General features: G+C 67.5%; 26 protein-coding genes. 10 read left to right on the forward strand and 16 right to left on the reverse strand.

Annotated elements, in window-relative coordinates:
• Positions 1-97: 97 nt before the first annotated feature.
• Positions 98-745, reverse strand: a complete 648-nt coding sequence (locus tag ASF79_RS16435) for a dienelactone hydrolase family protein (protein ID WP_055857096.1) — start codon at positions 743-745, stop codon at positions 98-100.
• Positions 746-811: 66 nt separating this feature from the next.
• Between ASF79_RS16435 and ASF79_RS16440 the strand changes: the two genes are divergently transcribed.
• The 3 genes from ASF79_RS16440 to ASF79_RS16450 are packed head-to-tail and all read left to right on the forward strand — an operon-like array spanning position 812 to position 2387.
• On the forward strand, positions 812-1486 hold the full coding sequence (locus ASF79_RS16440; RefSeq protein ID WP_235500803.1) for a nucleoside/nucleotide kinase family protein: 675 nt from the start codon (positions 812-814) through the stop codon (positions 1484-1486).
• A complete protein-coding gene (locus tag ASF79_RS16445; protein ID WP_055857100.1) occupies positions 1483-1887 on the forward strand; it encodes a ribosomal maturation YjgA family protein in 405 nt (134 codons plus the stop codon). Before ASF79_RS16440 ends, ASF79_RS16445 begins: the two co-directional genes overlap by 4 nt.
• Positions 1888-1898: 11 nt before the next feature.
• On the forward strand, positions 1899-2387 hold the full coding sequence (locus ASF79_RS16450) for an SRPBCC family protein (protein ID WP_055857104.1): 489 nt from the start codon (positions 1899-1901) through the stop codon (positions 2385-2387).
• 115 nt (positions 2388-2502) lie between these two features.
• Here ASF79_RS16450 and ASF79_RS16455 read toward each other — a convergent pair whose 3' ends face one another.
• On the reverse strand, positions 2503-4236 hold the full coding sequence (locus tag ASF79_RS16455; protein ID WP_055857107.1) for a chaplin family protein: 1734 nt from the start codon (positions 4234-4236) through the stop codon (positions 2503-2505).
• A 108-nt stretch (positions 4237-4344) separates the two neighbouring features.
• Complete coding sequence (locus ASF79_RS16460) at positions 4345-5349, reverse strand: hypothetical protein (protein ID WP_055857110.1); 1005 nt, start codon at positions 5347-5349, stop codon at positions 4345-4347.
• A 272-nt stretch (positions 5350-5621) separates the two neighbouring features.
• Here ASF79_RS16460 and ASF79_RS16465 point away from each other — a divergent pair, with 272 nt between their 5' ends.
• Both ASF79_RS16465 and ASF79_RS16470 read left to right on the forward strand, forming a co-directional pair.
• Positions 5622-5987: a DUF1801 domain-containing protein gene (locus tag ASF79_RS16465; RefSeq protein WP_055857113.1), complete on the forward strand. Its 366-nt coding sequence runs from the start codon at positions 5622-5624 to the stop codon at positions 5985-5987.
• A 19-nt stretch (positions 5988-6006) separates the two neighbouring features.
• Complete coding sequence (locus ASF79_RS16470) at positions 6007-7083, forward strand: Gfo/Idh/MocA family protein (RefSeq protein ID WP_055857116.1); 1077 nt, start codon at positions 6007-6009, stop codon at positions 7081-7083.
• Between the two features lie 23 nt (positions 7084-7106).
• Here the strand turns inward: ASF79_RS16470 and ASF79_RS16475 are convergent, their stop codons facing one another.
• Entirely contained in the window at positions 7107-7427 is a 321-nt protein-coding gene (locus ASF79_RS16475) for a DUF3072 domain-containing protein (RefSeq protein ID WP_082496015.1), read from the reverse strand.
• Positions 7428-7591: 164 nt separating this feature from the next.
• Here ASF79_RS16475 and ASF79_RS16480 point away from each other — a divergent pair, with 164 nt between their 5' ends.
• Complete coding sequence (locus ASF79_RS16480) at positions 7592-8248, forward strand: TetR/AcrR family transcriptional regulator (protein WP_055857119.1); 657 nt, start codon at positions 7592-7594, stop codon at positions 8246-8248.
• An 11-nt stretch (positions 8249-8259) separates the two neighbouring features.
• On the opposite strand, the gene ASF79_RS16485 is transcribed toward ASF79_RS16480, so the two are convergent.
• Complete coding sequence (locus ASF79_RS16485; protein ID WP_086462586.1) at positions 8260-8466, reverse strand: hypothetical protein; 207 nt, start codon at positions 8464-8466, stop codon at positions 8260-8262.
• 157 nt (positions 8467-8623) lie between these two features.
• On the opposite strand from ASF79_RS16485, the gene ASF79_RS16490 reads away from it, so the two are divergent.
• Positions 8624-8806, forward strand: coding sequence for a hypothetical protein (locus ASF79_RS16490; protein ID WP_055782239.1), 183 nt, complete (start codon positions 8624-8626; stop codon positions 8804-8806).
• Positions 8807-8822: 16 nt separating this feature from the next.
• Here the strand turns inward: ASF79_RS16490 and ASF79_RS16495 are convergent, their stop codons facing one another.
• Positions 8823-10502, reverse strand: a complete 1680-nt coding sequence (locus ASF79_RS16495; RefSeq protein ID WP_235500804.1) for a RecQ family ATP-dependent DNA helicase — start codon at positions 10500-10502, stop codon at positions 8823-8825.
• Between the two features lie 164 nt (positions 10503-10666).
• On the opposite strand from ASF79_RS16495, the gene ASF79_RS16500 reads away from it, so the two are divergent.
• Positions 10667-11707, forward strand: coding sequence for an NAD(P)-dependent alcohol dehydrogenase (locus tag ASF79_RS16500; protein ID WP_055857126.1), 1041 nt, complete (start codon positions 10667-10669; stop codon positions 11705-11707).
• Between the two features lie 3 nt (positions 11708-11710).
• Here the strand turns inward: ASF79_RS16500 and ASF79_RS16505 are convergent, their stop codons facing one another.
• The 3 genes from ASF79_RS16505 to ASF79_RS16515 are packed head-to-tail and all read right to left on the reverse strand — an operon-like array spanning position 11711 to position 13676.
• Positions 11711-12061 (reverse strand): DUF2834 domain-containing protein, encoded by a 351-nt coding sequence (locus ASF79_RS16505; RefSeq protein ID WP_055857130.1) that lies wholly within the window; start codon positions 12059-12061, stop codon positions 11711-11713.
• Positions 12058-13053 carry a hypothetical protein gene (locus tag ASF79_RS16510; RefSeq protein ID WP_235500805.1) on the reverse strand — a complete coding sequence of 332 codons (996 nt, stop codon included), beginning with the start codon at positions 13051-13053 and terminating at the stop codon, positions 12058-12060. The genes ASF79_RS16505 and ASF79_RS16510 overlap by 4 nt, the downstream gene beginning before the upstream one ends.
• Positions 13053-13676 carry a MerR family transcriptional regulator gene (locus ASF79_RS16515; protein ID WP_055857133.1) on the reverse strand — a complete coding sequence of 208 codons (624 nt, stop codon included), beginning with the start codon at positions 13674-13676 and terminating at the stop codon, positions 13053-13055. Before ASF79_RS16515 ends, ASF79_RS16510 begins: the two co-directional genes overlap by 1 nt.
• A gap of 72 nt (positions 13677-13748) precedes the next feature.
• Between ASF79_RS16515 and ASF79_RS16520 the strand changes: the two genes are divergently transcribed.
• Positions 13749-15248: a SulP family inorganic anion transporter gene (locus ASF79_RS16520; protein WP_055857135.1), complete on the forward strand. Its 1500-nt coding sequence runs from the start codon at positions 13749-13751 to the stop codon at positions 15246-15248.
• Here the strand turns inward: ASF79_RS16520 and ASF79_RS16525 are convergent.
• The 3 genes from ASF79_RS16525 to ASF79_RS16535 all read right to left on the reverse strand — a co-directional run bounded on the left by ASF79_RS16525 (position 15178) and on the right by ASF79_RS16535 (position 22084).
• Complete coding sequence (locus ASF79_RS16525) at positions 15178-16164, reverse strand: class C sortase (RefSeq protein ID WP_235480648.1); 987 nt, start codon at positions 16162-16164, stop codon at positions 15178-15180. The genes ASF79_RS16520 and ASF79_RS16525 overlap by 71 nt on opposite strands.
• A 9-nt stretch (positions 16165-16173) precedes the next feature.
• A complete protein-coding gene (locus ASF79_RS16530) occupies positions 16174-17676 on the reverse strand; it encodes a SpaH/EbpB family LPXTG-anchored major pilin (protein ID WP_055857138.1) in 1503 nt (500 codons plus the stop codon).
• 91 nt (positions 17677-17767) lie between these two features.
• Positions 17768-22084, reverse strand: a complete 4317-nt coding sequence (locus ASF79_RS16535; protein ID WP_055857141.1) for a beta strand repeat-containing protein — start codon at positions 22082-22084, stop codon at positions 17768-17770.
• Positions 22085-22431: 347 nt separating this feature from the next.
• Here ASF79_RS16535 and ASF79_RS16540 point away from each other — a divergent pair, with 347 nt between their 5' ends.
• Positions 22432-23409: an NAD(P)H-quinone oxidoreductase gene (locus ASF79_RS16540; protein ID WP_055857144.1), complete on the forward strand. Its 978-nt coding sequence runs from the start codon at positions 22432-22434 to the stop codon at positions 23407-23409.
• 15 nt (positions 23410-23424) lie between these two features.
• Here ASF79_RS16540 and ASF79_RS16545 read toward each other — a convergent pair whose 3' ends face one another.
• The 4 genes from ASF79_RS16545 to ASF79_RS16560 all read right to left on the reverse strand — a co-directional run bounded on the left by ASF79_RS16545 (position 23425) and on the right by ASF79_RS16560 (position 25990).
• The gene (locus ASF79_RS16545; RefSeq protein WP_055857145.1) at positions 23425-24108 is read right to left on the reverse strand and encodes a cyclodeaminase/cyclohydrolase family protein; all 684 of its coding nucleotides are present in this window, start codon (positions 24106-24108) and stop codon (positions 23425-23427) included.
• Positions 24109-24185: 77 nt separating this feature from the next.
• Positions 24186-24938 carry an SDR family NAD(P)-dependent oxidoreductase gene (locus ASF79_RS16550; RefSeq protein ID WP_055857332.1) on the reverse strand — a complete coding sequence of 251 codons (753 nt, stop codon included), beginning with the start codon at positions 24936-24938 and terminating at the stop codon, positions 24186-24188.
• A 123-nt stretch (positions 24939-25061) separates the two neighbouring features.
• Positions 25062-25328, reverse strand: coding sequence for a hypothetical protein (locus ASF79_RS16555; RefSeq protein ID WP_055857148.1), 267 nt, complete (start codon positions 25326-25328; stop codon positions 25062-25064).
• 71 nt (positions 25329-25399) lie between these two features.
• Positions 25400-25990 carry a hypothetical protein gene (locus ASF79_RS16560; RefSeq protein WP_055857151.1) on the reverse strand — a complete coding sequence of 197 codons (591 nt, stop codon included), beginning with the start codon at positions 25988-25990 and terminating at the stop codon, positions 25400-25402.
• Positions 25991-26022: the final 32 nt, after the last annotated feature.

A 26022-nucleotide genomic window follows, 5' to 3' on the forward strand; every position in this document is an offset into this window, starting at 1 on the left:
AACCGTCGGGCACGTCTGAGGCCTGTCACCTTCGCTCTATGACATCCGTCACCTCTGCCTGCTTCGCGGGGTGGGGGTTCCGCTGCGGCGAGAGCGATCAGTCGAGCAACTGGCCCTGCATGAAATAGGTCGAGCGAGCGAACGCCAGGGCCGCGGCATTCTTGTCGAGCACCGTCGAGATCGTCGCGTTCGCGAAGTAGGTCGACGTGCCGATGTAGTTGTGCCGGGTCACCGGTGTGCCCACCTCCTTGAGGCGGCTGATGAAGAGGTCGGCGGCCAGGCCGGAGCCCCATTCGTCGAACTCGGAGTAGTGCAACGCGACGGGGCACGGAACGATGCCGCCCTCCGAGTCGTTCAATCCGGCGTAGTAGGCGACGACCGCATCGACCGAACCCTCCTGCGCGCTGCGCAATGCCAGTCGGCCACCCATCCCCATGCCGATGATGCCGATGCGCGCCGCGCCGGAACTGCGACCGAGGGCGATCGCGTCGGAGAGTGTCGCGCTGGCGAAACCCTCGTCGAGGCGCGATCGGAGCAGTTCCACGCCCTCCGCGTCGACAGCGGCGACTCCGTTGAAGAGGTCGGGCACGACGACGAAGAACCCCTGCTTCGAGAGTGCGGTGGCGTACGCCTCGAGATACGGCAGCCGCCCGTAGTCATCGTGCACCAGCACTATCGCGGGCATGCCTTCGCTGCCGAAGACGAGGGGCCATCCGGGGGAGGGGATGTCGACGAGCTCTGTCACGAGGAATCCTTCTTTGGCTGCTGTCGAAGTCTAGCGAGCGAGCGGTGAGTGCGTACGGTAGTCACCGTGACCAGACCCGCTCCCATCGTCGTCTCCGCCGTCGAGGCCCAACTGACCGCGCTCGTCCGGGAGCTTCCCCGAGGAACGAGTGGCCGCGTGATCGTGGGCATCTCGGGGTCGCCAGGATCGGGCAAGTCCACCCTGGCGCGAGAACTCGTGCGGTCCATCGGCCCGGGAGCGGCATACCTGCCGATGGACGGCTTTCACCTCGCCGACGAGCAGCTCGCGCGCCAGGGCCTTCTGGAGCGCAAGGGCGCCCCCGAGACGTTCGACGCCTTCGGGTATGCGCGCCTGCTCGAAACTCTTCGCGCCCGACCCCGGCATACGATCTACGTGCCCGACTTCGATCGCCGTCTCGAGCAGCCGCTCGCGGGAGCCCGCGCCATCGAGCCGAGCGACGACATCATCGTGACCGAGGGCAACTATCTGCTCCTCGCCGGCGAGGCCTGGGGTGCGGTGCGCCGACAACTCGACACCTCGTGGCACGTCGTCACAGACTCGTCGCTCCGGCATCGCCGGCTGCTCGCCCGGCACGAGGCGTTCGGCAAGACTCCGGATGCGGCGCGCGAGTGGGTGCAGGCCGTCGACGAGCCGAACGCGCGGCTCATCGAGTCGCGCGAAGGCGCAGCCGATCGCATCCTGGATCTGACCGAGTGGGCGCCCGACGCCGAGCAGGTGTGATCCGGCATCGCATCGCGTTCGCCATCGCGGCGTGCGCGGTCATCGCGATCGGTCTGGTTTTGCACACGGCAGAGGGCCCGGTGGCGGCATTCGTCGCGGACTCGTTGTACACGGTGCTCGTCTACCTGATTCTGCGTCTCGTGTTCGCAAGGGCTCGGCGCTGGATGCTCGCGGTCGTCGCGTTCGCGTTCAGCGCCCTTGTGGAGGTGCTCCAGCTCACCGGCCTTCCGGAGCAGTGGGGTGATGCGTTCGCTCCGGCGAGGCTGTTGCTGGGGGCATCGTTCTCTGCCGTAGACCTGGCCTCGTACGCGATCGGCGCGCTCGCGGTCTGGTCCGTCGACAACGTTGTGCTGAGGGTGCTCGGCGCGCGGCCGAAGAGTGCTGCGCCTCCTGCCGCATGACAGGATGAAGCATGCCCGTCGTTGAGTCCCGCTGTGTTGTTCCGGTCGACGTCGAGACGGCCTTCGCCATCTCGCAGACGACCGGTGAGATCCGCAAGCGCTGGGATCCGTTCATCAGAAAGCAGTACTTTCTGCACGGGGCCACAGTGCCGGCGAAGGGCGTGTTCACCTACACGGTGCAGCGGTTCGGTTTTCGCATGGAGAGCGAGTACGTCTCGTACAAGCCGCCGTCGAATGTGGGTATGAAGATGACCAAGGGGTCGTGGTTCTTCGAGAAGCTCGGCGGCGGGTGGCGATTCACCCCCGTCGACGGCGCTCCGGGCAGCACCCTCGCCGTCTGGCGGTACAACTTCACGTGCAAACCCAAGTGGCTCGCGCCTCTCGCGGAACGGATCGGCGCCGTCGTGCTTCAGCGTGACATCGACCGTCGCATCCGGGGCTACGCCGCGGGGTGCGAAGACCCGGTGGTGCTGGCCGCAGTGAACGCACCCGCACGCTGATCAGCACGCCCCGGCGAGCATCCGGGTCGCCGTGATGACGTGCTGCACGCGCGCCCGTGCCGGACACCGCGGATGGAGAATGCGGTGCCCGGCGCGGGCTGGTGCGGGCTGACTCTCAGATGCGAGCGGCCTTCTTCCGCGACACGATCATGAGAGCGAGTCCGGCCAGCAGCAGGAGCGCGATGGCTCCTGCGAGCGGAGCCGCCGAGACGCCGGTGAGGGCGAGACCCGATGTGCCGCCTCCGGTGTAACCCGAAGCCGAGACGCCGGCGGCGGTGACGTTGCCGGAGGTGACGCTACCGGCGGGGACCACGGTGGTGGTGGTGGTCGGCGTACCCGGGTCCGTGGGGGTCGTCGGGTCGGTCGGGTCCGTCGGGTCCGTGGGGTCCGTCGGGTCGGTGGGGTCGGTCGGGTCCGTCGGCGTCGTCGGTCCGGCGGGGTCGACCGTCGGGTCACCGATCACCGTGATCGCGTTGCCGCCCAGATCGATCGGAATGTTGATCACCGGAATGATCTGCGTTCCTCCTCCGATGCTTCCGTTGCCGCCGGTGGTGTTCTCCGACGAGCCGCCGGTGCTGCCACCGGTGACATCCGATCCCGTGGTGGTCGGGTCGCCGATCACCGTGATGGCGTTGCCGCCCACGGTGACCGGTGCTCCGATGACGGGCACGATCTGCGTTCCGCCGAGGATGCCGTCGTCGCCTGAGGTGGTTGCGCCGGTGCCGGTCGTGCCGGATCCGGTGGTTCCGCCGGTGACGGTCGAGTCGGTGGACTCTGCGTCGCCGATCAGTGTGATGGCGTTGCCGCCCACGGTGACCGGTGCTCCGATGACGGGCACGATCTGCGTTCCGCCGAGGATGCCGTCGTCGCCCGAGGTGGTTGCGCCGGTGCCGGTCGTGCCGGATCCGGTGGTTCCGCCCGTGACGGTCGAGTCGGTGGACTCTGCGTCGCCGATCAGTGTGATGGCGTTGCCGCCCACGGTGACCGGTGCTCCGATGTCGCCGAGCACCTGGGTGCCGCCGAGAACGCTGTCGGTTCCGTCGGTGGATGCGCCGGGTCCGGTCGCGCCGGATCCGGTTCCGCCGGTGGTTCCGCCGGTGACGGTCGAGTCGGTCGACTCTGCGTCGCCGATCAGTGTGATGGCGTTGCCGCCCACGGTGACCGGTGCTCCGATGACCGGAACGACCTGCGTTCCGCCGAGGATGCCGTCGTCGCCCGAGGTGGAGGCGCCGGCGCCGGCGGGAGCGTCGGACGCTCCGTTCGATGTGCCCGGGCCGCTTGTGCTGTCCGTGCTGCTCGAGTCTCCGATGACGGTGATGGCGTTGCCGCCGACCGTGATCGGAATATCGATGTTCACAAGGCCCTGTGTTCCGCCCAGCAGCGAGTCGGTTCCCGTCGTGGTGACGGGTGCCGACTCTGCCGGTGCGGCTTCGGGGGCGGGCGCGGACTCGGTGGCCCCGGACTGCTCGGAGTCGCCGATCACGCTGATCGCGTTACCCGACACATCGATCGGGATGGCGACATCCACGATGGCCTGGCTGCCGGATGCGACACCGTCGTCGCCGGACGTCGTCGCCTCGGCGACGGGTTCGGCTGCCGGGGCGGCGGGTTCGGTGACAGGAGCGGCCGGAGCCGCCTCAGGAGCCGTCGACGTGGCATCCCCGAGGATGCTGATCGAGTTGCCCGAGAGGTCGACCGGAACGTCGAGACCGACGCCGATCTGAGTTCCCGAGAGCAGGCCGTCGTCGCCTGAGGTGGTGTCAGCGGCGTTCGCTGCGGCTACGCCGAGGCACGAAAGGCCACCGACGAAGAGGGTGAAGTACAGCCCTCTCTGAATGAACTTCTTCATGATGATTCAACTCCAAAAGATGGTGAGACTGATGAGCTCCAGCCGCGCGGTTGGCGGGGGAGATGGTTCGCGGTGTCTGCCTCTGGAATCGGGCAGGTGCGAACTCAGTCAGTCAGGAGTCGAACCGAGGTCGAACGTGGGTGAAGCGGGGAGCGCGTCGTCGGAGGCGAGAGCGCGCAGAGTGAGAGCGGCGTGTCCGAAGATGGCACCGGAGATGGATTCGAGTGCTGCCGGGGCGCCGGAACCGGCCCCGCCGCCCGTTCCCTGGCCGCCACTTCCAGACGGAGTGGGCAAGACCACGGGAGAACCCTCCGAAGGCCCGGCGGGTGCAGGGGAACCCGGGGACGAAGGCGTTGAAGAGCTGACGGAACCGGCCTGCCCCGGGGCGGGGAGACCAGGAGTGGGAGCGGACGCGGCTGCTCCGCGGAACGGCACCGACGTCGGGCTGGAGAACGGCTCCGAGGCGGAGGCCGACGGGACCGTGACGGTCACCCCGAGGATCGTTACAACCGTTCCGGGAGACGCGGAGTCGGGAAGATCTAGGCCGGGAAGGGAGGGGAGGTCGATGCCCGGTCCGATCGGAGTGGATGCGCCCGGCAGAGCTGGGGTCACAGCGGTCACGGTGTTCGTCACCTGACCGACAGTGGTGTCGACGAGGTCGACGACAGGTGCCGTGACGCTCGCAGTGGGGGTGGATCCGAGGAGGTCGTTCACGACGGGAACCGCCGCGACGACAGGGTCGACGAGATCGGTGACGGGCTGAACGATCTCGGACACGGGTGCCTCGGGTACGGCCTCGACAACGGGCACGACAACCTGCTCCACGACCGGTTCGACGACGGGCTGCACCGCCTCGGCGACCGGCGCCGGAACGATCGACGTGACGCTGTCGACGACGGGCGCTACGGGCTCGACGACCGCATCGACCACCTGGCTCACGGGCTGGGTCACGCCAGAGACGACGTCCCCGACGCCGTCGAGGAGTCCTCCGCCAGCGTGCGCTGGAGTAGCCGTCATGAAGATTCCGCCGACGACGAATCCCGCTCCGACAAGGCCGCCGAGAAGAAGAAGCCGCAGGCGACTGACAGGACGGTGCTCTTCGATGGCATCCATGTCAATCACCCCCAAGCGGCTGAGTACCCCCAATCTAGGCATGACGATGAAGCGCGGTAAAGGAGCTCGGATATTTCGGGTGGCGAAGCTTTCGTGACGGATCGGTGCGTTCGTACGACGAGTGTCGAAGCGGTTCGCGCGGGCGAATACCCGCGATTCCGCGGGCGCTTGGGGGCATTGAGCGACGTCGACAGATAAGTCGACTCGCGAAATTATGAACAGAGGAATCTTCGATTCGGCGGTGGGAACCGCCCGGCCACTAGCCTGAGCGCATGCCCCAGAAGCCGGTCTCTGTCGACGAAGCCCTCGACCGGCGCGCGCATCCGTTGCGCGATCAGATCGATCTTCTTCGCAAACACACCCTCGCCGTCGATGCTCGGATCGTGGAGGAGTGGAAGTGGAACGCCCCCAGCTTTCGCCTCGGGACCGACTATCTGTACACGTTCATGCTGCGCCCCGATGACCATCTTCATCTCGTCGTTCACCATCCCTCGGCCCCCGATATCGAGAGCGATATTCTCGAGGGCGACTACCCCGACGGACGCCGCATGATCTTCGTGCGCAGCGCAGACGAACTTGCAGAGAAACTGCCCGAACTCACCCGCGTGCTGCACGCCCTCGTCGCGAACTCGCGGTAGTGCCCGGTAGCCTCGAGGCATGTCGACCGCCACACCGTTCTCTCGCCCCATCCGCGCAGGAATCATCGGATTCGGCCTGTCAGGTCGCGTGTTCCACGCGCCGTTCCTCGCCACGAACCCCGACTTCGAGGTGTCGGTCATCGTCACGTCGAATGCCGAACGTGCAGCCGAGGCCGCGCACCTGCATCCGGCCGCCGCCATCGTTGCCACCGTCGACGAGCTGTTCGAGCGCGCGTCTCAAGGGCAGCTCGATCTCGTGGTCATCGGTTCACCGTCGGGCACCCACGCCGAACTCGCTGACAGGGCCTTGGATGCCGGGGTCGCCGTCGTGGTGGACAAGCCGTTTGCCGTCACCAGCGCAGAGGGTGTTGCTCTCATCGAGAAGGCCGAGCGGCTCGGTCTTCCGTTCACCGTCTTTCAGAACCGACGCTGGGACGGCGATTTTCTGACGCTCTCGTCGCTGCTCGAGGCAGGGCAGCTGGGCGAGGTACGTCGCTTCGAATCCCGCTTCGAATGGTGGAAGCCTGTGCAGGCGAAGTCGTGGAAGGCGGAGGCCACCGCGGCGGAGGGCGGAGGCATTCTCTACGACCTCGGAGTGCACCTGATCGATCAGGCCCTGCAACTCTTCGGCGATGTCGAGGGCGTGCACGCCGAGGTACTCACGCGCAGAGAAGGCGGAGTAGCCGACGACGACACCACCGTGCTGCTCGAGCACCGCTCGGGAGTGCGCACCCAGCTGTGGATGAACGGCATGGCGGCCCAGGTCGGCGCGCGCTTTCACGTGTTGGGCTCGACCTCGGCCTACACGAGCTGGGGGTTGGACCCCCAGGAGGCGCAGCTGCGCGGCGGCGCTCTGCCGACTGACGACGGCTTCGGCGTCTATGGGGAAGACCGCTGGGGGCTACTCGGGGTGGATGGCGAGGTCGTGGCACTGCCCACGCAGGCGGGAAAATACGCGACCTTCTACGAGCTGCTCGCCGAAGCGCTGCTGCACGGCGGACCGCTGCCCGTCGACCCGCGAGACGCATTGCGCTCGCTCGAGATCATCGAGCTGATCCACACCGCCGTCGGCTCGTACGGCAGCAACGCCGAATAGCTCGCGAGCCGACGGCGCGCGATCTACTGGCCGCGGCCGGTGACCTTCTGCAGGCGGTCGATGTGCTCGGAAGCCTCGGCCTTGGTGAGGGTGGCGGGAAGCTCTTCGCCGGCCTCGCGCGCAAGCGTGTCGAGGTAGCTCTTCTGCGGGCCGGTCATCGGCTCGTCGCCGGTGACCCAGTCTTCGGGATCTTTGGCGGCGGATGAGTCGTCGCCATCGGGTCGAGGCGCACCCAGCGTCTCGGCCTCGCCGCCTGCGGTACTCGTTTCTGCAGGGGAGTCGTTCTGAGTGATCGAAGGTGTTGCCGGCTCGACGGCCGCGTCGCTGTTCTGAATGTCTGACATGCCCACCACGCTACGGGGGACGTCCGACACCCGGCCGGGGGTGGCGCATCCGGCTTCGGCAGAGTAGCGAGAGTTCAACTCCACAGTGCGGGGCTGCAGACGGGCTGTATGTTCGCTTCGTGACCCCGATTCGGGGTAAGCAAAACTCGGTAGTGTTGTGCCTTATGCCTCATGAACCCGTCGATGTCGCGCGCGCAGCCCTGCGCCGAAGCCCGCGCCAGGATCGCAGTGCCCAGCGGATCGAGTCGATTCTCGACGCGACCGCCGCTCTGATCGACGAAGCGGGCTATGGCAATGTGTCACCGACCCTCATCGCGAAGCGCGTGGGTATGTCCGGCCCGGGGATCTATCGCTACTTCGACGGCATGACAGCGATCGCCGCCGCCCTCGCCACGCGAAACCTCACTCGCCTGATGCAGGCATCTCAGGAGGCTCTCGAGAGCAGAGACGCCGAGTGGCAGGAGTTGCTCGGTCGAGTCATCAAGGCGTACTGCACCCTCTATAAGACGGAGCCGGGTTTCCGCTGGCTGCGGCTGGGCGATGCCATCGATCGCAACCTGATCGACAACACCGACAGCAATCGCACGGTGCTCGCCCACCAGCTCGGAGAGCTGTTCTTCGAGCGCTTCGAGGTGTCGCGCAAGCGGCCCGATCTGCTCAAGCATGTCGAGGTCGTGATCGAGATCGTCGACACCCTCACGGCAAAGGCGTTCGAGACCGACGCGACGGGTGACCAGTTCTTCATAGACGAGTGCACGCGTCTGGCCATCGGCTACCTCGAGGACTACCTCGAGCGCACGCAGCGCTACCTCGACGACTGAGCGTCGTCTCGCTAGTCGGCCTCGGTCGATCCCGCTCCCGGTGAGCGCAGGTCGAGGTCGTCATCGCCCACCCCATCGGTCGGCAGCTGCTCTTCGACCGCGCCGAAGGAGTGCGACACGGCTTCGGTGGCCGCTACGCCCTCGGTCTCGACGCCCGGAACGATCTGTTCGCCCTCGTCGACCTCTTTCTTGTCGAACTCGCTCTGCTGGTCGCTCATGATCTCGTCCAATCTGGCGGGCCTGTGCCCGACCTCGAATCGTCGCCGTCTTCGACGGCTCATCCAGGCAAGCACGTCCGACCTCGACGCGCCAGCCCCTGGCACGGCCAGGCAGATCGCATTTGACTGGTGCTCGTCACCGAAATGAAGGAGCAGCATGTCAGACAGCATTCCCACCGAGGGCGAGAAGCTCGGCGAAGACGGAACCATCCCCAACTCCGACGATGGAATCGCGCTGGGTCACGGCGAGGCGTCGCACTTCAACATCGAAGAAGACGAGCAGGCCGACGGCGACTCCGACAGCGCGAAGAAAGACCTCGAAGACCCCGCTCAGAACTGAGTCGGAGGAGCTCCGGTCAGGCGGGCAGCACAGTCAGCAGTCGATTCTGCTGCACCGCCTCGACCGAGAGCACCTTGTAGCCCTCGTCGTCGAAGAAGACGGTGATGCGATCGTCTTCGACGCGCATCACGACCCCGGTGCCCCACTTCTTGTGCGTGACGCGGGAGTCGACGACGAACACCGGCGACGCATCGTCGCTGTTTTCACGGGCGAACTCCTCGTAGGCGAGTCCCGAGGTGCACGTGTCGCAGTTGCCGCAGGGATCCGGCAGGTCTTCTCCGAAGTAGCCCAGCAGAAAGATGCGGCGGCATTCGAGGGTCTCCGCGTAGCCCCGAACCATCTGCACCCGCGATTTCTCGACACGGTGCTGCGCCTCTGCGCGTTCCACAGCGATGCGGGCTGCCGTCGATGGTGAGCGGCGGCCGACGGCGGTCAGACCGCTGGCCGTCGAGGTGAGAAGCTCGGCCTCCTCGAGCAGATTGACCAGGCCTCGGCAGGTGCGCGGCGACAACTCGAGTGCGTCGGCGAGGTCGGTCAGGGAGATCGAGGGCGTCTTCTTGACGGCCGCATAGACGCGAGCGATCGACTCCTTCGACGGCACGCCCGACGCGAAGAAGGTGCGCAGGCCCAGGTCTTCGGAACGGTAGTGCAGCGTCGCCAGCGACTCTTCTCCGTCGCGACCAGCGCGCCCCACCTCTTGGTAGTAGCTGTCGATCGAGTCGGTCACCGCCTCGTGCACCACGAAACGCACGTCGGATTTGTCGATGCCCATGCCGAATGCGCTCGTCGCCACCACGATGTCGAGGGTGCCGTCGGTGAAGCGGTTGTGCACGTCCTCCCGGTGGGCGTCGGGAAGCCCCGCGTGATAGGCGTCCGCCACGATGCCCTCGGCCTGGAGGGCGTCGGCGTACCGTTCGGCGTCTGCGCGGGTCGCAACGTACACGAGGCCGGGACCCGTCGCATCTATGACCTGCCGCACGACGGCACGACGCTTGTCGTCGTCGCTCTCGTGACGTACGACCTCGAGTCTGATGTTGGGCCGGTCGAAGCCGCGGGCCAGCACGAGGGCCTCTCGCAGCCCGAGGCGCTCGACGATGTCGGTGCGCACCGGGCCCGAGCCCGTGGCGGTGAGGGCGATCACGGGAGGATGCCCGAGCTGTTCGATGACCTCGCCGAGCCCGAGGTAATCGGGGCGGAAGTCATGCCCCCACGACGACACGCAGTGAGCCTCGTCGACGGTGAAGAGGGTGACGCCACGCGCTGCCAGGCGTGAGACGACGGAGGGTTTGGCGAGCTGCTCGGGCGAGAGGAAGACGAAGCACTGCTCGCCCGCTTCGACCGTGGACCACGCGTGTTCGGTCTCTTTCTCGGAGAGCGACGAGTTGATGGCGACAGCGGTGCGCCGATGAACCTCTTGGAGCGAGCGCACCTGATCGTCTTGCAGGGCGATGAGCGGCGAGACCACGACGGTCACGCCCCCGAGCAGCGTTCCCGCCAGCTGGTAGACGGCAGATTTTCCGTAGCCGGTGGGCATCACTGCGAGCACGTCTTGGCCGGATACCGGTGCCTGCACGGCGTCGATCTGCCCCTCGCGCAACGACGGCCATCCGAAGACGCGACGGGCGGTCTCGGCGATGAGCGGGGCGGGTGCTGAGGGTTGTGCGGCGGATTGTGCTGCTGATTGTGCTGAGGTCACGCGACTACGAAACCACAGGACTCGGATCTTCAGGGTGACCCTTGCGAACATTCGACTCTGGTGGCAAACGCAATCAGACAGTTGTCGGTTTAGGAGGTACCGTAGAAGCAGCGGACGGTTTACCGCAATCAGGACATCTCGCCGCCCGCGGATTGGTCAGATCAATGAAGGCTCTCCAGTACACGACCATCGGCAAGGCCCCCGAGGTCGTCGATATTCCGATCCCCACTCCCGGTCCCGGCCAGGTTCTGTTGAAGGTCACCGCGGCCGGAGTCTGCCACTCCGACGAGTTCGTCATGGGCCTGCCCGAAGACCAGTACACCTACGGACTCCCGCTCACTCTCGGTCACGAGGGCGCGGGTATCGTTCACGAGCTCGGCGAGGGCGTCGAGCATCTCTCGGTCGGCGACGCGGTCGCCGTCTACGGTCCGTGGGGCTGCGGCCGCTGCCATAACTGCTCCGAGGGCAAAGAGAACTACTGCACCAACGCGCAGGCCGAGGGCATCATGCCTCCCGGGCTCGGAGCCCCGGGCTCCATGGCCGAGTACATGCTCATCGACGACCCGCGCCACCTGGTGCCACTCGGCGACCTCGATCCCGTGAAGAACGTCTCGCTGACCGACGCCGGTCTGACTCCGTATCACGCGATCAAGCGATCGCTTCCGAAGCTCGGCGCGGGAACCTTCGCCGTCGTCATCGGAACGGGCGGGCTCGGCCATGTCGGCATCCAGATTCTGCGCGCGCTGTCGGGCGCGACGGTGATCGCGCTCGACGTGAACGACGAGAAGCTGGAGCTCGCGAAGAAGGTCGGCGCTCACCACGCGATACTCAGCGACAAGAACGCCGTCGCTGCGATCAAAGATCTCACCGGAGGCCTCGGCGCGAACGCCGTCTTCGACTTCGTCGGCGTGCAGCCGACCGTCGAGATCGCCGGCGCATCGGTCGCCATCGAGGGCGACGTCACCATCGTGGGCATCGGCGGCGGGATGCTGCCGGTCGGCTTCGGCGCAATCGCCTACGATGCCGCCGTGCGCACGCCCTACTGGGGTTCGCGCGCCGAACTCATCGAGGTGCTCGACATGGCTCGGGCGGGCCAGATCTCGGTCGAGATCGAGACGTTCGGCCTCGACGAAGGCCCCGCGGCCTACGAGCGCCTGCACGAGGGCTCCATTCGGGGTCGCGCGGTGATCCTGCCCAACGGCTGAGTCTCAGTGCTCGGTCGCCCGCTGACGGGTCAGCTCGCGCTCGCGTGCGCAGAGAAAGAGCGGAAACGCGAACGCGAGCGCGACCAGGGGGACGAGCACGATGTAGATCACGATGCCCCGCATGCGCAGCCTCCGAGCCTCGGCGACCATCAGCACGATCGCGGCGACCGCCACGACTGCGAGGTCGACGCCGAGCGAGCCTACCGACGGCCCGCTGCCGAACCACTCTCCGAGAAAGTCGCGCTCCTCGACGATGGCGGTGATGTTGAAGGCCCAGGTTCCGACCAGTCCGACCACGGCCAGAACGAGGTAGACCACGGAGGCGGTGCTCCAATCGCGACGAAGCCGGGTCATGAGCGCACCTTCTCTGTCTTCTCGGCGATCGGCGTCTGCTCATCGTCGGGCCGCCTTTCGCTCTGCAGCGGATGCCGCGCGGCGGCGACGAGGATGACAACGGCGGCGAGGCCGGCTGCGATAGCGACGCCCCATCCGGCGATCAGGATCCCGCCCTGCGGCCGCACGATCGATTGGCCGATCAGTGCCTGTGCCGTCAGCACGGCGAGCGTCGCCGCGAAGGCGGCCGCGGCCACGACCACCAGCCGGGTACGCACGCGATCGTCGGCGAGAAGCCGGATGCGCCCGGCCAGCGCGCCGAGGATGATCGCGAACAGCGGCAACAGCTGGAGTGCGTGCATTCCGACGAAGTGCGGGATGCGGAGGTCGCCGGCCACGGTGCTCCATCCGAGAAGAGGAAGACCGGGCCCGCCGTCTGCGATGCCCACGGTGTGCGCTCCCACGATGCCTTGATAGTCGTCGAGCTGCTGGGCGGTCGGACCCGTCATCAGGAACGCGAGGCCGAGGCCGACGAGCGCGATAGCCGCGCCGGTGCGAACGGCCACGGTCAGCGAGACGGTGGGCAGCGGCATCCAGAACAGCATCACCGTGGTGACGAACGTCGCCACGTAGAGGATCGTGATCGACACGGCCATGACACCCCAGAGTGCGGTGGCGAAAGGGGTGGAGACGTTGAAGTGACTCGTCGTGGCCGATGCGGCCGCGCCGACGATCGCGAGCTGCTCGACGGCCACGGCCACTGCTATCACGGTGCCGGCGGTGTGCGCCGCTTTTCTGAACCGTGTCAGGTGCGCGATGAGCCAGGCCCAGGTGAGGCTATAGAGAAGGATCGACAGCGAGAACTTCAGGGGCTTCAGCCACGTGTCGGCACCGCCCACCTGCCGTGGGTCGACGACGACGCCGACGAGACACACTGCGGCGCACAGCACCATCAGCGCGGCCACCGCCATCAGCGGCCGATGCCAGGCGTAGGCGCGTTTCAGAGACAACATCACAGGTTCCGTTCGGAGGTTCGGTGAGCCTGGGCGATGCGCCGCAGGCCGAGGGAGAGGGGGTCGCCGAGCACGGTGCCCACGACCATGAGCTCGGTGCGCTCGGAGGGGTCGGCGATCGCGCCGACGGCGTCGAGGTCGGCCGCTGCCACGATGTCGGCGGCCGCCGCGTAGCGATCGAGATACTCGTCGCTCATGTGATGCCCGGCCTTCGCGAAGCCGTCGATGGTCTGAGCGACGATGCGTCGCCCCACATTGTCGCCGCAGTTCGCCCATCCGGCGCGGTCGATCACGGCGTCGGCGCGCGCGATGCTCTCGTCTGACGGCTCGCTCACGTCGGCCACGGCGTCGCGGGCGAGCGCGTTCTGGGCAACCTCGAAGGTCTCGGCGATCGGCTTCGACGAGTCGTCGAGGGCCGCGAGCACCGCGGCAGCCGAACTCACCGACAGCTTGCCTACCTCGAGCATGGCCCGGATGAGCCGGAGCCGATCGACGTGCGATTCGTCATAGCTGGTGCGGTTCTCGCCGCTTCGGGTGCCGGCGGGAAGGAGCCCGGCGCGCACGTAGTACTTGATGGTGGCCGCGGGGGCGCCGGAGAGCTGGGAGACCTGGGAGATGAGCACCTGCTGATAGTAGCACTACCGATAGCGGCAGTACCAGCAATTCGTCGGCGACCGTCGACGTAGGCTGTTCCGGTGCCTGCGCTCCCCGGATCCACCGCCCCTCAGCTCGAAGTCACGACGCTCGACGCGCTTCGCTCCCCGCGACTCCTCAGCCGCGAGGTGCTCGCCGGCATCGTCACGACGCTGGCCCTGATCCCCGAGGTCATCTCGTTCTCGGTGATCGCCGGTGTCGATCCCAAGGTGAGTCTCGTCGCATCCATCGTTCTCGCCATCACCATGTCGATCCTCGGCGGGCGGCCCGCGATGGTCACCGCCGCCGCCGGATCGGTGGCGTTGGTGGTGGCGCCCCTGGTGAAGGATCACGGCGTCGAGTACCTGCTGCCGGCGATCATCTTGGCGGGCATCGTGCAGATCGCCTTCGGTGCGCTCGGTCTGGCCAGGCTCATGAGGTTCATCCCTCGCTCCGTCATGATCGGCTTCGTCAACGCGCTCGGCATTCTGATCTTCGTGGCCCAGGTGCCGCATCTTCTGGGCGTGCCGTGGCTGGTCTATCCGCTGTTCGCCCTCACGGTCGCGATCATCCTGATCCTGCCGCGCTTCACGACCGCGGTGCCCGCGCCTCTGGTGGCCATCGTCGTCGTCACGGCGATCGTGATGATCGCGCATCTGAACGTTCCCAACGTGGGCGACGAGGGCGAGATCGGCGGGGCTCTGCCCGGCATCACGCCGTTCCTCGCTCCTGTGAATCTCGAGACGCTGCAGCTCATCTGGCCCACGGCGTTGAGTGTCGCCTTCGTGGGGCTCATGGAGACCCTCCTCACCGCGAAGCTCGTCGACGACATCACCGAGACCCGCTCGCACAAGAGCCGCGAGTCGTGGGCGCTCGGGGTCGCCAACATCCTCGCCGGCTTCTACGGCGGAATCGCCGGATGCGCGATGATCGGCCAGACCGTCGTGAACGTCAAGATGGGTCGCGCGCGCACCCGCATCTCGACCTTCGTCGCCGGTCTTGTGCTTCTCGCCCTCGTGACCCTGCTGAGTGACCTCATGGCGCAGATCCCCATGGTGGCGCTCGCCGCGGTCATGATGATCGTGGCGATCACCACGGTCGACTGGCACAGCCTTCGCCCGGCGACGTTGCGCCGGATGCCGGTGCCCGAGACCATCGTGATGGTCGTCACCGTCGTGGTCGTCGTTGCGACAGGCAACCTCGCGCTCGGCGTGCTCGTGGGTGTGGTGCTCGCGATGGTGCTGTTCGCGCGTCGGGTGGCCCATGTCATCCGGGTCGACCGCGTCGTCGCGGACGATGGAGCGTCGGCGCGCTACACCGTGCACGGTCCGCTCTTCTTCGGCAGCAGCAACGATCTGGTCGAGCGCTTCTCGTACGCGATCGATCCGCCGAACGTGACGATCGACTTCGGTGCGGCGCAGATCTGGGACGCGTCGACGGTGGCCGCACTCGACTCGGTCGAGAACAAGTACCGTCAACACGGCGTGACGGTCAGGTTCGAAGGTCTGGATGGGCGGAGCTCGGCGCTCCACTCGCGTCTGTCGGGCCGCCTCGGTTCGTAGACGCGTGCGATCGCAGCGCCCGCGGCGGCCGGCCTGAAAGCCAGACGTACGTGACGGCGAGTACGACCGTGCCGCCGGCCACGAGCATCCACCACGGGAACCCGGGTACGTCTGGTGAGTCTCCGGCGGCGTCGATGTCGGACTGCGGGGTCGGAATGACCTGCTCGCCTGTGACCAGGATGCGGTGGCTGTTGATGCCGAGAGGCGTACACGTGACGAGGGTGAGCAGGTCACGACCGGGGCGGATGAGCAGGCTCTCCGTGTCGTCGGGCTCGACGACGAGAGTCTCGATCACCCGGTAGGTGAGCACATCACCGAACACCTCGACCGTGAACGTGTCGCCGACCGAGACTCGATCCAGATGCGTGAAGAGCTCCGAGGTGGCGAGCCCCCTGTGGCCGGTGAGCACCGAGTGGGTCGATTCGCCTCCCACCGGCAGGGCCGTTCCTTCGAGGTGACCGACACCGTGTTCGAGCACCGCCTCGCTCGTGCCGTGGTAGATCGGAAGATCGACACCGATCGAGGGAACCTTGAGGCGTGCCATGAGGCCCTCCGAGTCTCCTCGTAGCATCGAGAAGTACTGGGCGGTGTCTCCGGTGCGAGGATCGTTCGCGAGCGGAAGTCGCTCATTCGCAGCGACCGCCGCGCCACCGCCGGTGAGGGTCTGATTGTAGGCGCGGGCCTCCGCGAGCCTCTCCCGCAGGGTCTCGGCGCCGAGGTCGGTGATTCCCTGCGTGAGCCCGTCGATCTTCTGCGACTGCTCGACCGAACTGAACCAGGCCGCGATCGACGGATACAGCAGAAGGCCGACGCCGACCATGCTCGCCACCGCGATCACCAGCGGCAGCACGGGCAGGCGCCAGCGTGAAACGAGAACAGGCGGAGCGCCCGGGGGACGCTCCGCCTGTGTCTTCACGGTGTCAGATTACGCGGCGGGGTGCGCCACGACGGCGGCACGACGACGCGACACGGCCACGGCCGAGCCCAGGGCGACGGCGAGGATCGCGATTCCGCCGACACTGAACCACAGCGCGCCATCACCACCGGTGAGCGGCAGCGCGAAGGCCGGAACCTGGTCGTGCTCGAACTCGACGTAGTTCTGCACCGGCGCCGTTGTCGAACTCGGACCGGCGACGACCTGCGTCTGAACCTGGCTCGGCGTCGGCAGCTGGTATCCGGCCGGCGGCGTGATCTCACGCACGTAGTAGTTGCCCGGAGTGATGATCGGGATCGCGACGATTCCGTTCGCCTCGGTAGTCCAGTTCAGGATGCCGTTGATGCTGACAGGGTTCTGACCGAGATTGGCATCGTTCTGGTTAAGGAACACCTGGTAGACGGCTCCCGCCAGGGGCGTGCGCACGCCGTTCTCGCTCTGGAATGAGAAGACGGTGAGCTGGCCGATGGGAGTGCTGCCGGTGACCGTGTCGGTGGCTCCGTTCACGACGCTCGTCGCCGTGTTGGTGATGATGCCGTTCGCAGGGATCGCCACCGCGCGGCTGAGCACGGTGAGGGTCACATCGCCGCCCTGCAGACCTGAGAGGCGAGTGAGGCCGGTCGGTGTGAAGGTGAGGGTGACATTGCGAGTGATCGCGTCGTAGACGAGCGTGTAGTCGGTGCCCGCGACGAAGTTCACTGCGATTCCCGCCGCGTTGGCGATGGTCACGCCGGAGGGTGCGACACCGGTCGGGCCGGTCGGCAGGTAGTTCAATTCGGCCGGCAGCGTATCGGTCAGGGTGAAGGTGTCGAGCGTGTCACCCGCGGCCAGTGTGGGAACGTCCGAGGCGATCGCCCAGCGGATGAGGTCGGGGTTGCGCGCCTCGACCGAGTTCGCCGGCGCGGGAACCCGGGTCTTCGTGAGATCGGTGACGGCGTTCTTGGGGTAGACGTGCACGTCGTAGACCCACTGGTTCGCCGGTGCGCCGCCGGGGCCGGTGGGGAATGGCAGCGTCACCAGGAACGGTGCCGACGGGTTGGTCGCCTCGGCGGGCAGTTCCGTCTCGGTCACCAGGTAGAGACCGAGGGGCAGGGTGTCGCCCGAGTTGAAGCGCGCCACGCCGTCGGTGCCGGTGGTGGCGGTGAACGTGTCGGCAGCGATCACTCGGCCGGCAGCCGTCGCCGGCGTGAGGTTGGAGACCTGCGTCCACCCCTCGGGCGTCGTGAGGTCGACACCCTGAACCCGGGCGGCGGTGAAGGTCGCACCCGAGAGGGGCGTGCCCGGAACGGAGACCTCCTGGCCCGTTCCGATCTGCTGGCCGTTCTCCGGTCCGAGTGCGAACTTGTGGATCGTCAGCGTGCGTGGGATGGCCGGGTCGATGTTGCCCGGGAGTGTGACGGCTTGAGCCGGAGCGACGGAGACGAACGCCGCCGCGGCGCTCAGCGCGAGGACGCCGGCGGCCGCGGAGAGCCTCCGGAGGAAGGGACTGGACATTATTACTCCTTGTGGATGATGAGAGTGGTGCGTGAGAAATATCGGGATCGTGATGGGCAGGGACTTCGGGACGGACGGATCGGTAGGTGCATCACCGGAAGGCGCCTCGCAACCTTCGACGCTGTGTCCACACCAGGAGGGCGAATGCCGCTGTGAGCACGGCTCCTCCTCCGATGAGGAACGCATCGGCGCTCGTGCCACCCGTGAGGGGCAGCCGGGTGGGTTCCACGGGGGCGTTGACGAAGCGGTAGACCGCCGTCTCGCCTGCCGCGGGGGCGAGGATGGTTCGTGAGGTGACGGCGGTCCACGTCGACCCGGTCAGGCGCTCGAGACGGAGCTCCTGGTACGCCAGCCGCCGGTTCGGATCTGTGGCGGCCTCCGAGAGGGTGTAGCCGTGGCCCGGTCGCACGTCGAAGGTGCTGGCGGTGTTGCCCGAGGTGCTGTACTCGGCGCCTGCCCTGGTCTCGGTCGGCAGCGTCCCCCCGGCGATCGCCGCCGGCGTCGCGGTCACTCGCCAATCGGAGGCCTGGAATCCGGTTCTCGGGCTCAGGACCTGCTTGACCAGGGTGATGGATGACGTCGAGTTGCCCACGGTGCACGTGACGGCGGCGCCTGCGACGGGCGTCACATCGCCGGCGGCGCTGACCGCCACCGTCGCCCCCGTGGCCGTGCGGCACTGCCACGCGCCCGTCTGCACATAGGTCAGCGGCCCGCCCGATTCGGCGAGTCGGTACGCCACGCCGGGAGTCACCGAGACACCGGATGCTGCCGTGGTGCCCGAGCGGCCGGTGGGGCCTGGCAGCGCTCCGGTGGGGCCCGTCGCGCTGAGGGTCCAATCTGTCGGCAGGGCGCTGCCATAACCCACCGTCTTCACCAACGTGAGGCTCGCCGTGGGGCGGTTCACGATGGTGCACTCGATGGCAGACGCGGAGGCTATGCCCGTGAGGCTGCCGCTCACGACGGTTCCCGTCTGGGTGAAGGCGACGGCGCGCGCCGTGCCGTTCACCGTGCACGAGCCGCTGACGAAGGCGAATCCCGTCTGCTGAACTTCAGAGACGGTCACCGTCGCGCGAGATGCGTCGGAGCCGAACAGCACGGTCCAACTCGCCTGGCCCGCGGCATCCGTCTGCTGTCGGGGAGCCTCGCTCGGCAGGGCCGTCGCGGTTCCGGTGGTGGCCGTCGCGGTCGTGCCCACCGTCCAGTCCACCCCGGGCCGGGAGAGGCCGGAGAACTCCTGGATCGTCTTGGTGATGCGCACGGTCGACGCCGGACGAGGAGAGTTGAAGTAGGTGCAGTTGACGTTGACGCTGAGCCTCGTGGGCATCGTGACGGCGCCGGTCGTCGTGTTTCCGGAGCTGAGTCGCACCCCGTCGGCCCAGCACTCGTAGATGGTCGTGTAGGCCGCGATCGCAGAGGCGGATCCCGCGGCCATGGCCTCGGAGACCGTGACCGTGCTGCCGATGGGAGCGGGGAACGGACCGATCTGGGCGGTCTGCCGGCCGAGGGTCGCCCCGGTCGTCGTCGACGTGGCGAAGGCGGTCAGGGGGGTTCCGGCGGAGGCGGTCAGCTGGAACTGGTCGCTCGCCGCCTGGCGCCCGACGATGTTCTTCTGCAGGGTGATCGTCGACGGAGAGGAGCAGCCGGCGAGGTCGACCGAGTCGACGGGGACGCGTGCCGTGCCGCTCACGCGGTTCCACGTCGTGGCATCGAATTCGTAGGCGCTGCCCGCGTTGGCGAGGTAGGCGGTGCCCCGGGGGGAGAAGGCGATGCCGTTGACGTTGGCGAAGGCAGCGTCGGTGCCCGTCAGGGCGCGAGTCGCAGACGTATTGACCGCGAGTGTGCCGCCCGACGCGGCCGCGAGCGTCTCGGCCGTGACGGTGTAGATGGCAGCGCTGCTCGCTCCGTTAACGGTCGAGGCGCCGACCACGTAGAGGTTGCCGCGGGCGTCGAACGCCATGTCGCCGTTGCCGTTGGGCGCCGCCCCCGTGGGGAACGACCCGAGGAACGCGAAACGTGTGGCGGTCGGGTTCGACTCGGTGAAGCTCCAGATGTAGAACTGGCTGTTCAGGAAGGTGCCGAACAGGTAGCGGCTCCCCGACAGGTCGACGGCACCGGCCACGAGGCTTCCCGTGATCGCGGTGCCGCCCGCGACCGTCGTGTACGAGCTGTTGGCCAGCGTCTGAAATCCCGATCCCGGGGTCCATTTGAGAATGGATGCCACGTCGGTGGCGTCGGCGGAGCGCTCGATGGCGTACGCGACCGTTCCGCCCGCGCCGATGCCGAGTGCATTGCTCGCGGTGGCTCCTGTCCACGAACCGACCTGCGCGAGCGTTCCCGAGACGATGTCTCCCTGCTGCAGGGCACCTGCGGCGGTGATGGAGTAAAAGTGGTTCGTGTCGCAGAAGAGCCGCGGAGTCTGCACAGTGTTGGTGAACGTGCAGATCACCTCGGCGCCCACCTCGTTCGGAACAGTGATCGCGCCCGACGCCCCGGAGCCAGATCCGATCACGGTGCCACCCCGTGTGCACTCGTATCCATTGGAGTAGCCGATGCCGGCTCCCGATGTTTGGGCTTCGTGCACTGTGTAGGTGCTGCCGGGCTGCACGACGTAGCGGCTGACCTGGGCCGCCTGAATGCCGGTGGCGGTGCCGGATGTCGTGGCCGACGCGAGAACGCTGGTTCCGGTTCGCAGAGACACCGTGAACTGGTCGGCCGCCGCGGTGCGCGCGGGCAGGTTCTTGCGCACGGTAATCGTCGTGGCGGCCGCCACGGTGATGCTCGCCGGTGCCGACGCGATGAGTCCTGTCGGCGTGACGGTGCCGCTGCTGTACGTTCCTGCCCCGGAGGCGACCACGTCGACAGTGATCGTGCAGGAGGCGGTGCCTGCTGCGAGGTCGCCTCCAGAGGCGGTCACCGTGGAGGAGCCTGCCGCTGCCGTCACGGCGAAGGCGGTTCCGGCGACGTTCGTGCAGGAGCCCGCGACCGCGGGCGTCGGAGCCACCGTCAGGCCGGCGGGGAGAGCCGTGGCGAACCCCCAGTCGGTCTTCGCGAGCAGCTCGCCGGTGTTGGTGATCGTGAACGTGAGCGTGGTGGGGACGGTGGCCGTGGCCGCCGCGCCACCGAAGCTCGCATCGAGTGCGGGGGTGACCTCGATCACACGCAGGTTGTCGACCCCGAATCCGCTGCCCGCACCGGTGACGGTGTTCACGAGCTGCACCTGCGCGGCGGCGATCTGCGCCGGCGAGAGCAGAGCGGTGTTCGTGCCGGAGTAGTTGGCAGCCCGCACCGAGGCCGACAACGCCGGATCGAGGACGCCCCCGAGAGTGGGAAGGCCGGGCTGGGCAGGAGACGTGTAGAACACGTTTCCTGTCGCCGTGCAGGGAACGACGGGGCTTGCGAATCCCGTCAGGAGAGTCGTGCCACCCGACACCAGGTTCAGCGAGAGCGACGCGTTATTCGTTCCGCACTGGGCGCCGACGGCGTTCATCCGAAGCGCGTAGTACCGCGATGCCGGCGCGGTCACGCCTATCCCCGTGGCCGAGGTGAGGACCGTCGTACCCCCGGCGACCGTGCCGTAGGGAAGGGAGACCAGCGCGTGGTTGCCCTGGCTCCCGGCGGTGCCGGTCGTCGAACCGTTGGTGGGAGACGAGGCCGACGTCGATCCGGCCACGCCTGCCGCGACCTGGCCGAGCACGTCGGCCACCCTGCGGATCTCCCGTGCGGCCACCGACGACTGGCCGACGACGAGCAGCGGTTGGGTGGGGCAGAAAGCGGGGTTCGGGTAGGGCGAGAGGTAGTTGACGAGCACGCCCGTGCAGGCGGTTCCGTTCGCCCATCCGGTCGATGCCGTGTACCGGCCGCCGGAATATGCGGCTATTCCGCTGGCCGTGTTGGTGAGACCTTGCTCGAAGGCCTCGATCCACACCTGCCGCGGTGCCTCCGGGATTCCCGCGGCGAGGGTGCCGAAATCGCCCCCGGCCCGAGCCGTCTCGGGCGGCGCCCGGTCGGATTCCGGGGCGGGTTCGGATGCCGTCGGTTCGTCCTGCAGGCCGGGATCGGTCGGCTCCGCGGCCGGATCCGGTGTGTCCGTCGAAGGTGCGACGGAATCGCCGGGTTCGTCCGGGCCGGGCACCGGTTCCTCGACAGGTGCGGCCGGTTCTTCCGTGGGATCCGCCGATGGGACGGGATTCGCAGGCGCCGGTGTCTCCTCGGCGGTTGTGTCCGGACCATCGGGAGAGCCGATCGATTCTGTCGCCTCAGGGGTCGGCGAGACTTCGGCGGCTACAGGGGCGACTCCCCAGGCGCCCACGACGAGCGCACCGACGAGGGCGATCACGACCGCCCCGAACCCGCGCCGAACGTCGGCTCGACCCGCGGAGTGCCGCGGGTTCTTCAGGTGTCGGGACATCGGCTATCGCGTCTACTAGATGAATGTGAATGTGTCAGACGTGCGAAACGTGGGCACCGTAAACGTCGCCCTGATTGCGCAAATGCACCGAACCCCCGAGGAGTCGACGCGCCCGGGAGCGCGCTGACAGCTTGAAGTTATAGGCACGTTTCCGCGTGTCACAAGCCGGTTCGACAAGCTGCACTACTGAACAAAATCCTCAGTAAAAATCAGTACTACTGGTTTTTTAGGGAGGGACTACTGAGGCCCCCGTCGCCCTCGAGGTTCGCGGATTTCGAGTCATGTATGGTGCGTGCCCGCGACCGGATCGTGGCTGTCTCGGCCGCCTCGGCTCGTAGACTCGCCGCATGCGAGCCATCACACTTCCCCGATTCGGCGACCCCTCAGTGCTGACAGTCACCGAGGTCATCGAGCCTCCGGTCGGCCCGTCGGATGTGCGCATCGATGTCGTGGGCGCGGGCATCAACGGCGCCGACATCTCGCAGCGTCGAGGCAACTACCCGCCGCCATCCGGCGCCCCGCTCTGGCCCGGACTCGAGGTGTCGGGCATCGTCAGCGCCACCGGCGACGACGTCTCCGAGTGGCGCGTCGGCGACGAGGTCTGCGCGCTGCTTCCGGGGGGAGGGTACGCCGAGCGCGTGGTCGTCGATCAGAGTCTCGTCCTTCCCGTGCCGGCCGGGGTGTCTCTCCTCGATGCAGCCGCGTTGCCCGAGGTGGCCGCCACCGTCTGGTCGAACGTGTTCATGAGCGCCGAGCTGGCGTCGACCGAGGCCTTTCTGGCCCACGGAGGGTCGAGCGGAATCGGAGCCATGGCCATCCAGATTGCCGTAGCCCGGGGATCGCGCGTCTTCGCGACGGCGGGGTCGGCCGAGAAGGTCGCGTTCGCCGAGCGCCTCGGCGCCATCGGCATCAACTACCGCGAACAAGACTTCGTGGAGGTCGTCAACTACGAGATGGGGGGAACCGGCGTCGACGTGGTTCTCGACATGGTGGGCGGCGACTACATCGGACGCGACATCCGGGCCCTGGCTGTGGGCGGTCGCATCATGGTGATCGCGAACCAGAGCGGCGACTCGAGCTCGTTCAACGTGGGTTCGCTGATGGCCAAGCGCGGGCGCATCTGGGCGACGACGCTGCGTGCCCGACCGCTGGCCGAGCGCGCAGCCATCATCGCGTCGGTGCGCGAGTCGGTGTGGCCGCTCATCGAGCAGGGGCTCGTGAAGCCCACGGTCGACAGCGTGTTCGCACCCGACGACGCGGCCGACGCCCATCGGCGCATGGAGTCGAGCGCTCACATGGGAAAGATCCTGCTGCAGTTCGGCTGACGAGCCAGAGCGGCTCTACTCGTGGTCGGTGGGTGCCGCGCGGTCGTCGACCGCCGCCATGATCGCGTCGATGCGGTCGCGAGCCCGGTCGAACTGCCCGACCGAATCCCAGACCTCCGGGTTCTCCTCTCGCACCTGCTCTACAGGCTCCCCGGCGCGGGAGACGGCGGCCAGGTCGAAGCTCACATTCGTGCGCGCGCCCGTGATTGCGGCCCGCAGGGCGCCCAGGGCGACGACGACGTCGGCGATCAATGCGGGGTTTCCGTGCAGTGCCAGCCACTCGAGGTCGTCGACGGCTTCGGATGCGCGTCGCCCGAGAACGCTCGAGGAGCGTGCGGCGTCGACCGAGGCGGCCCGCACCGCGGCATCTCGCGCCGGCCCCTTGTCGAGGTGGTACGCGGCGCCGAAGGCGGAGGACGCCGCCGAATCCTCGTCGGCCAGGCGAAGGGCGGTCTGTCGCAGCGACTGCGCGCGTGCCCGCAGCTCGGCGAGATCGACGTCGTGATCAACGGCGTGCCCGGTGCTCCTGGCTTCGCGATCTTCCGAGTATGCCGCGACCATCGATATCAGTGCTGCCGCCATCGCCAGCATCACGCCGGCCCCTGCGCCTCCACCGGGCGAACCGTTGGCACCTGCCAGGGCACGGGTCCAGTCGTCGACGGTGGAGGTGCGCGTGGTGACGCCGGCCGATTCGCTCATGCGTCTCAGTCTGCCAATACGAAACGCCGAGGCGAAGCGATGACCTGCATCACGTCGTCTCGGCGTTTCTGTAGCGACTAGTGAGCGGAGTAGCCGCCGTCGACGAGGTGGTAGCTGCCCGAGATGAACGATGCTTCGTCGCTCAGCAAGAAGAGGGTCAGCGCGGCGACCTCTTTGTCGGTGCCGAGCCGGCGCGAGGCGTGCTCGGCCTCGAGCGCGGACAGCGCCTCGGGCGAGAGACTCGAGCGTACGAGCGGCGTGTCGATGAATCCGGGGCCGACGGCGTTCGTGCGCACGCCCTCGGAGGTGTACTCGAGTGCGGCGACCTTGGTCAGGCCGATCAGCGCGTGCTTGCTTGTGACGTAGGCCGCGTTCTCGGCGAGTCCCACCGAGCCGAGAACCGACGCCATGTTGACGACGGCGCCTCCGCCGGCTGACACGATCGCCGGCAGCTGGAACTTGAGCCCGTAGAACACCCCGTCGAGGTCGACGGAGCGAACGCGATCCCAAGCGGCGATGTCGTAGTCGCCGATCTTCTGGGGAGCGGCGCTGATGCCGGCGTTGTTCACGGCGAGGTGCAGCGCTCCGAAAGTCGACTGGGCGAACTCGACAGCAGCCTGCGAGTCCTGCCACTTCGCCGTGTTCTGCTCGAAGGCGGCCGCCTTGCCGCCGGCGGCGACGATCTCGCCGGCGATCTTCTGGGCGGCCTCGAACTTGATGTCGGTGACCACGACCGACGCGCCCTGCTCGGCGAGCTCACGCGAGATCTCGGCGCCGATGCCGCTGCCTCCGCCGGTGACGATCGCTACCTTGTTGTCGAACCTGGCCATGAGGATCACTTTCCATTCTCTACAGACTGATGTCGCGGAGACTCGCATCTCCATGCGCTTGCATTGAGTTCAAGACGTCGACCTATCCAGAATATTCCTGCTAAGCGACATCTGTCGGTTTTCTCAGGAGATGAGCCGCCAGTCGCGAAAGAACTCCATCACGGTCTTCGAGTGCAGCTCGTTGTGCACCTGCGCGAGCAGCCGCCCCGCCTGCTCCTGTCTTCCGGCATCGGTGCGCAACTCGACGGCGCCGGTGTCGTGGCGCGTGACGACCAGCTCATGGCGCCAGCGCAACGCCCAGGTGCGCACCGTATCGATGCGCGCATCCAGATGATTGGATGCCGGATCGAACGCGTCGGACTGCATGCTCTCGTCGGGGTCGATGGCCATACTTCGAGGCTAGGCGCGCGGCGAAGGCTCAGACAACCCCGTAACACCGAGGCGGGCGGAGCCCAGACCGGTCAGAGTTCGTCGGAGCCCGACTCGTCGCCCCACGACGAGATGGCCGCGGGGATGCGCAGCTCGCCATCGGCGGCCCGGGCCACCACGTCGACATGGTTGAGTCGGCTGGCGGGGACCCCGTCGCGCGAGACGAACCAGGTGCCGAGCATCAGAGACGCTCCCGGCGCTGCTACGCAGGCGCCCATCACGGTAAACGCCCCGTAGGCGAGTTCGAAGTACCGCGCCGCGATCACGTCGCCGTGCTGGAGGGTCGGAACCACATCGGCCGGATCACCCGAGGGCAGTGCCGCGACCTCCTCGTCGCTGAGTGCGGCCACGCCGTCGTCGGCCAAGGCGGCCTGCGGATCGATGACCTCGAGAAGCTGCAGCGACTTGTCGGGCTTGAGATTCGCATCCAGAGCCCGGCCCGCGATCATGAACGAGTTCGTCGTCTTCGAGAAGTGCGCCCGGCCTTCGATCGACACGACGCCATAGCGCGGCGTCGAGAACACGGCCCTCACGAGCTCGCCTGATTTCAGCTCTGCGATGGTCGCTGTGAGCCCCTTGACGTTGCGCTTGCTGGGGATGGTCAGCTCGGAGATCGACGGCACAGGGCTTCTCTCATTCGGTGGGTGTCGACATC

The sequence above is a fragment of the Agreia sp. Leaf335 genome (assembly GCF_001423605.1).
Classification (GTDB): domain Bacteria; phylum Actinomycetota; class Actinomycetes; order Actinomycetales; family Microbacteriaceae; genus Agreia.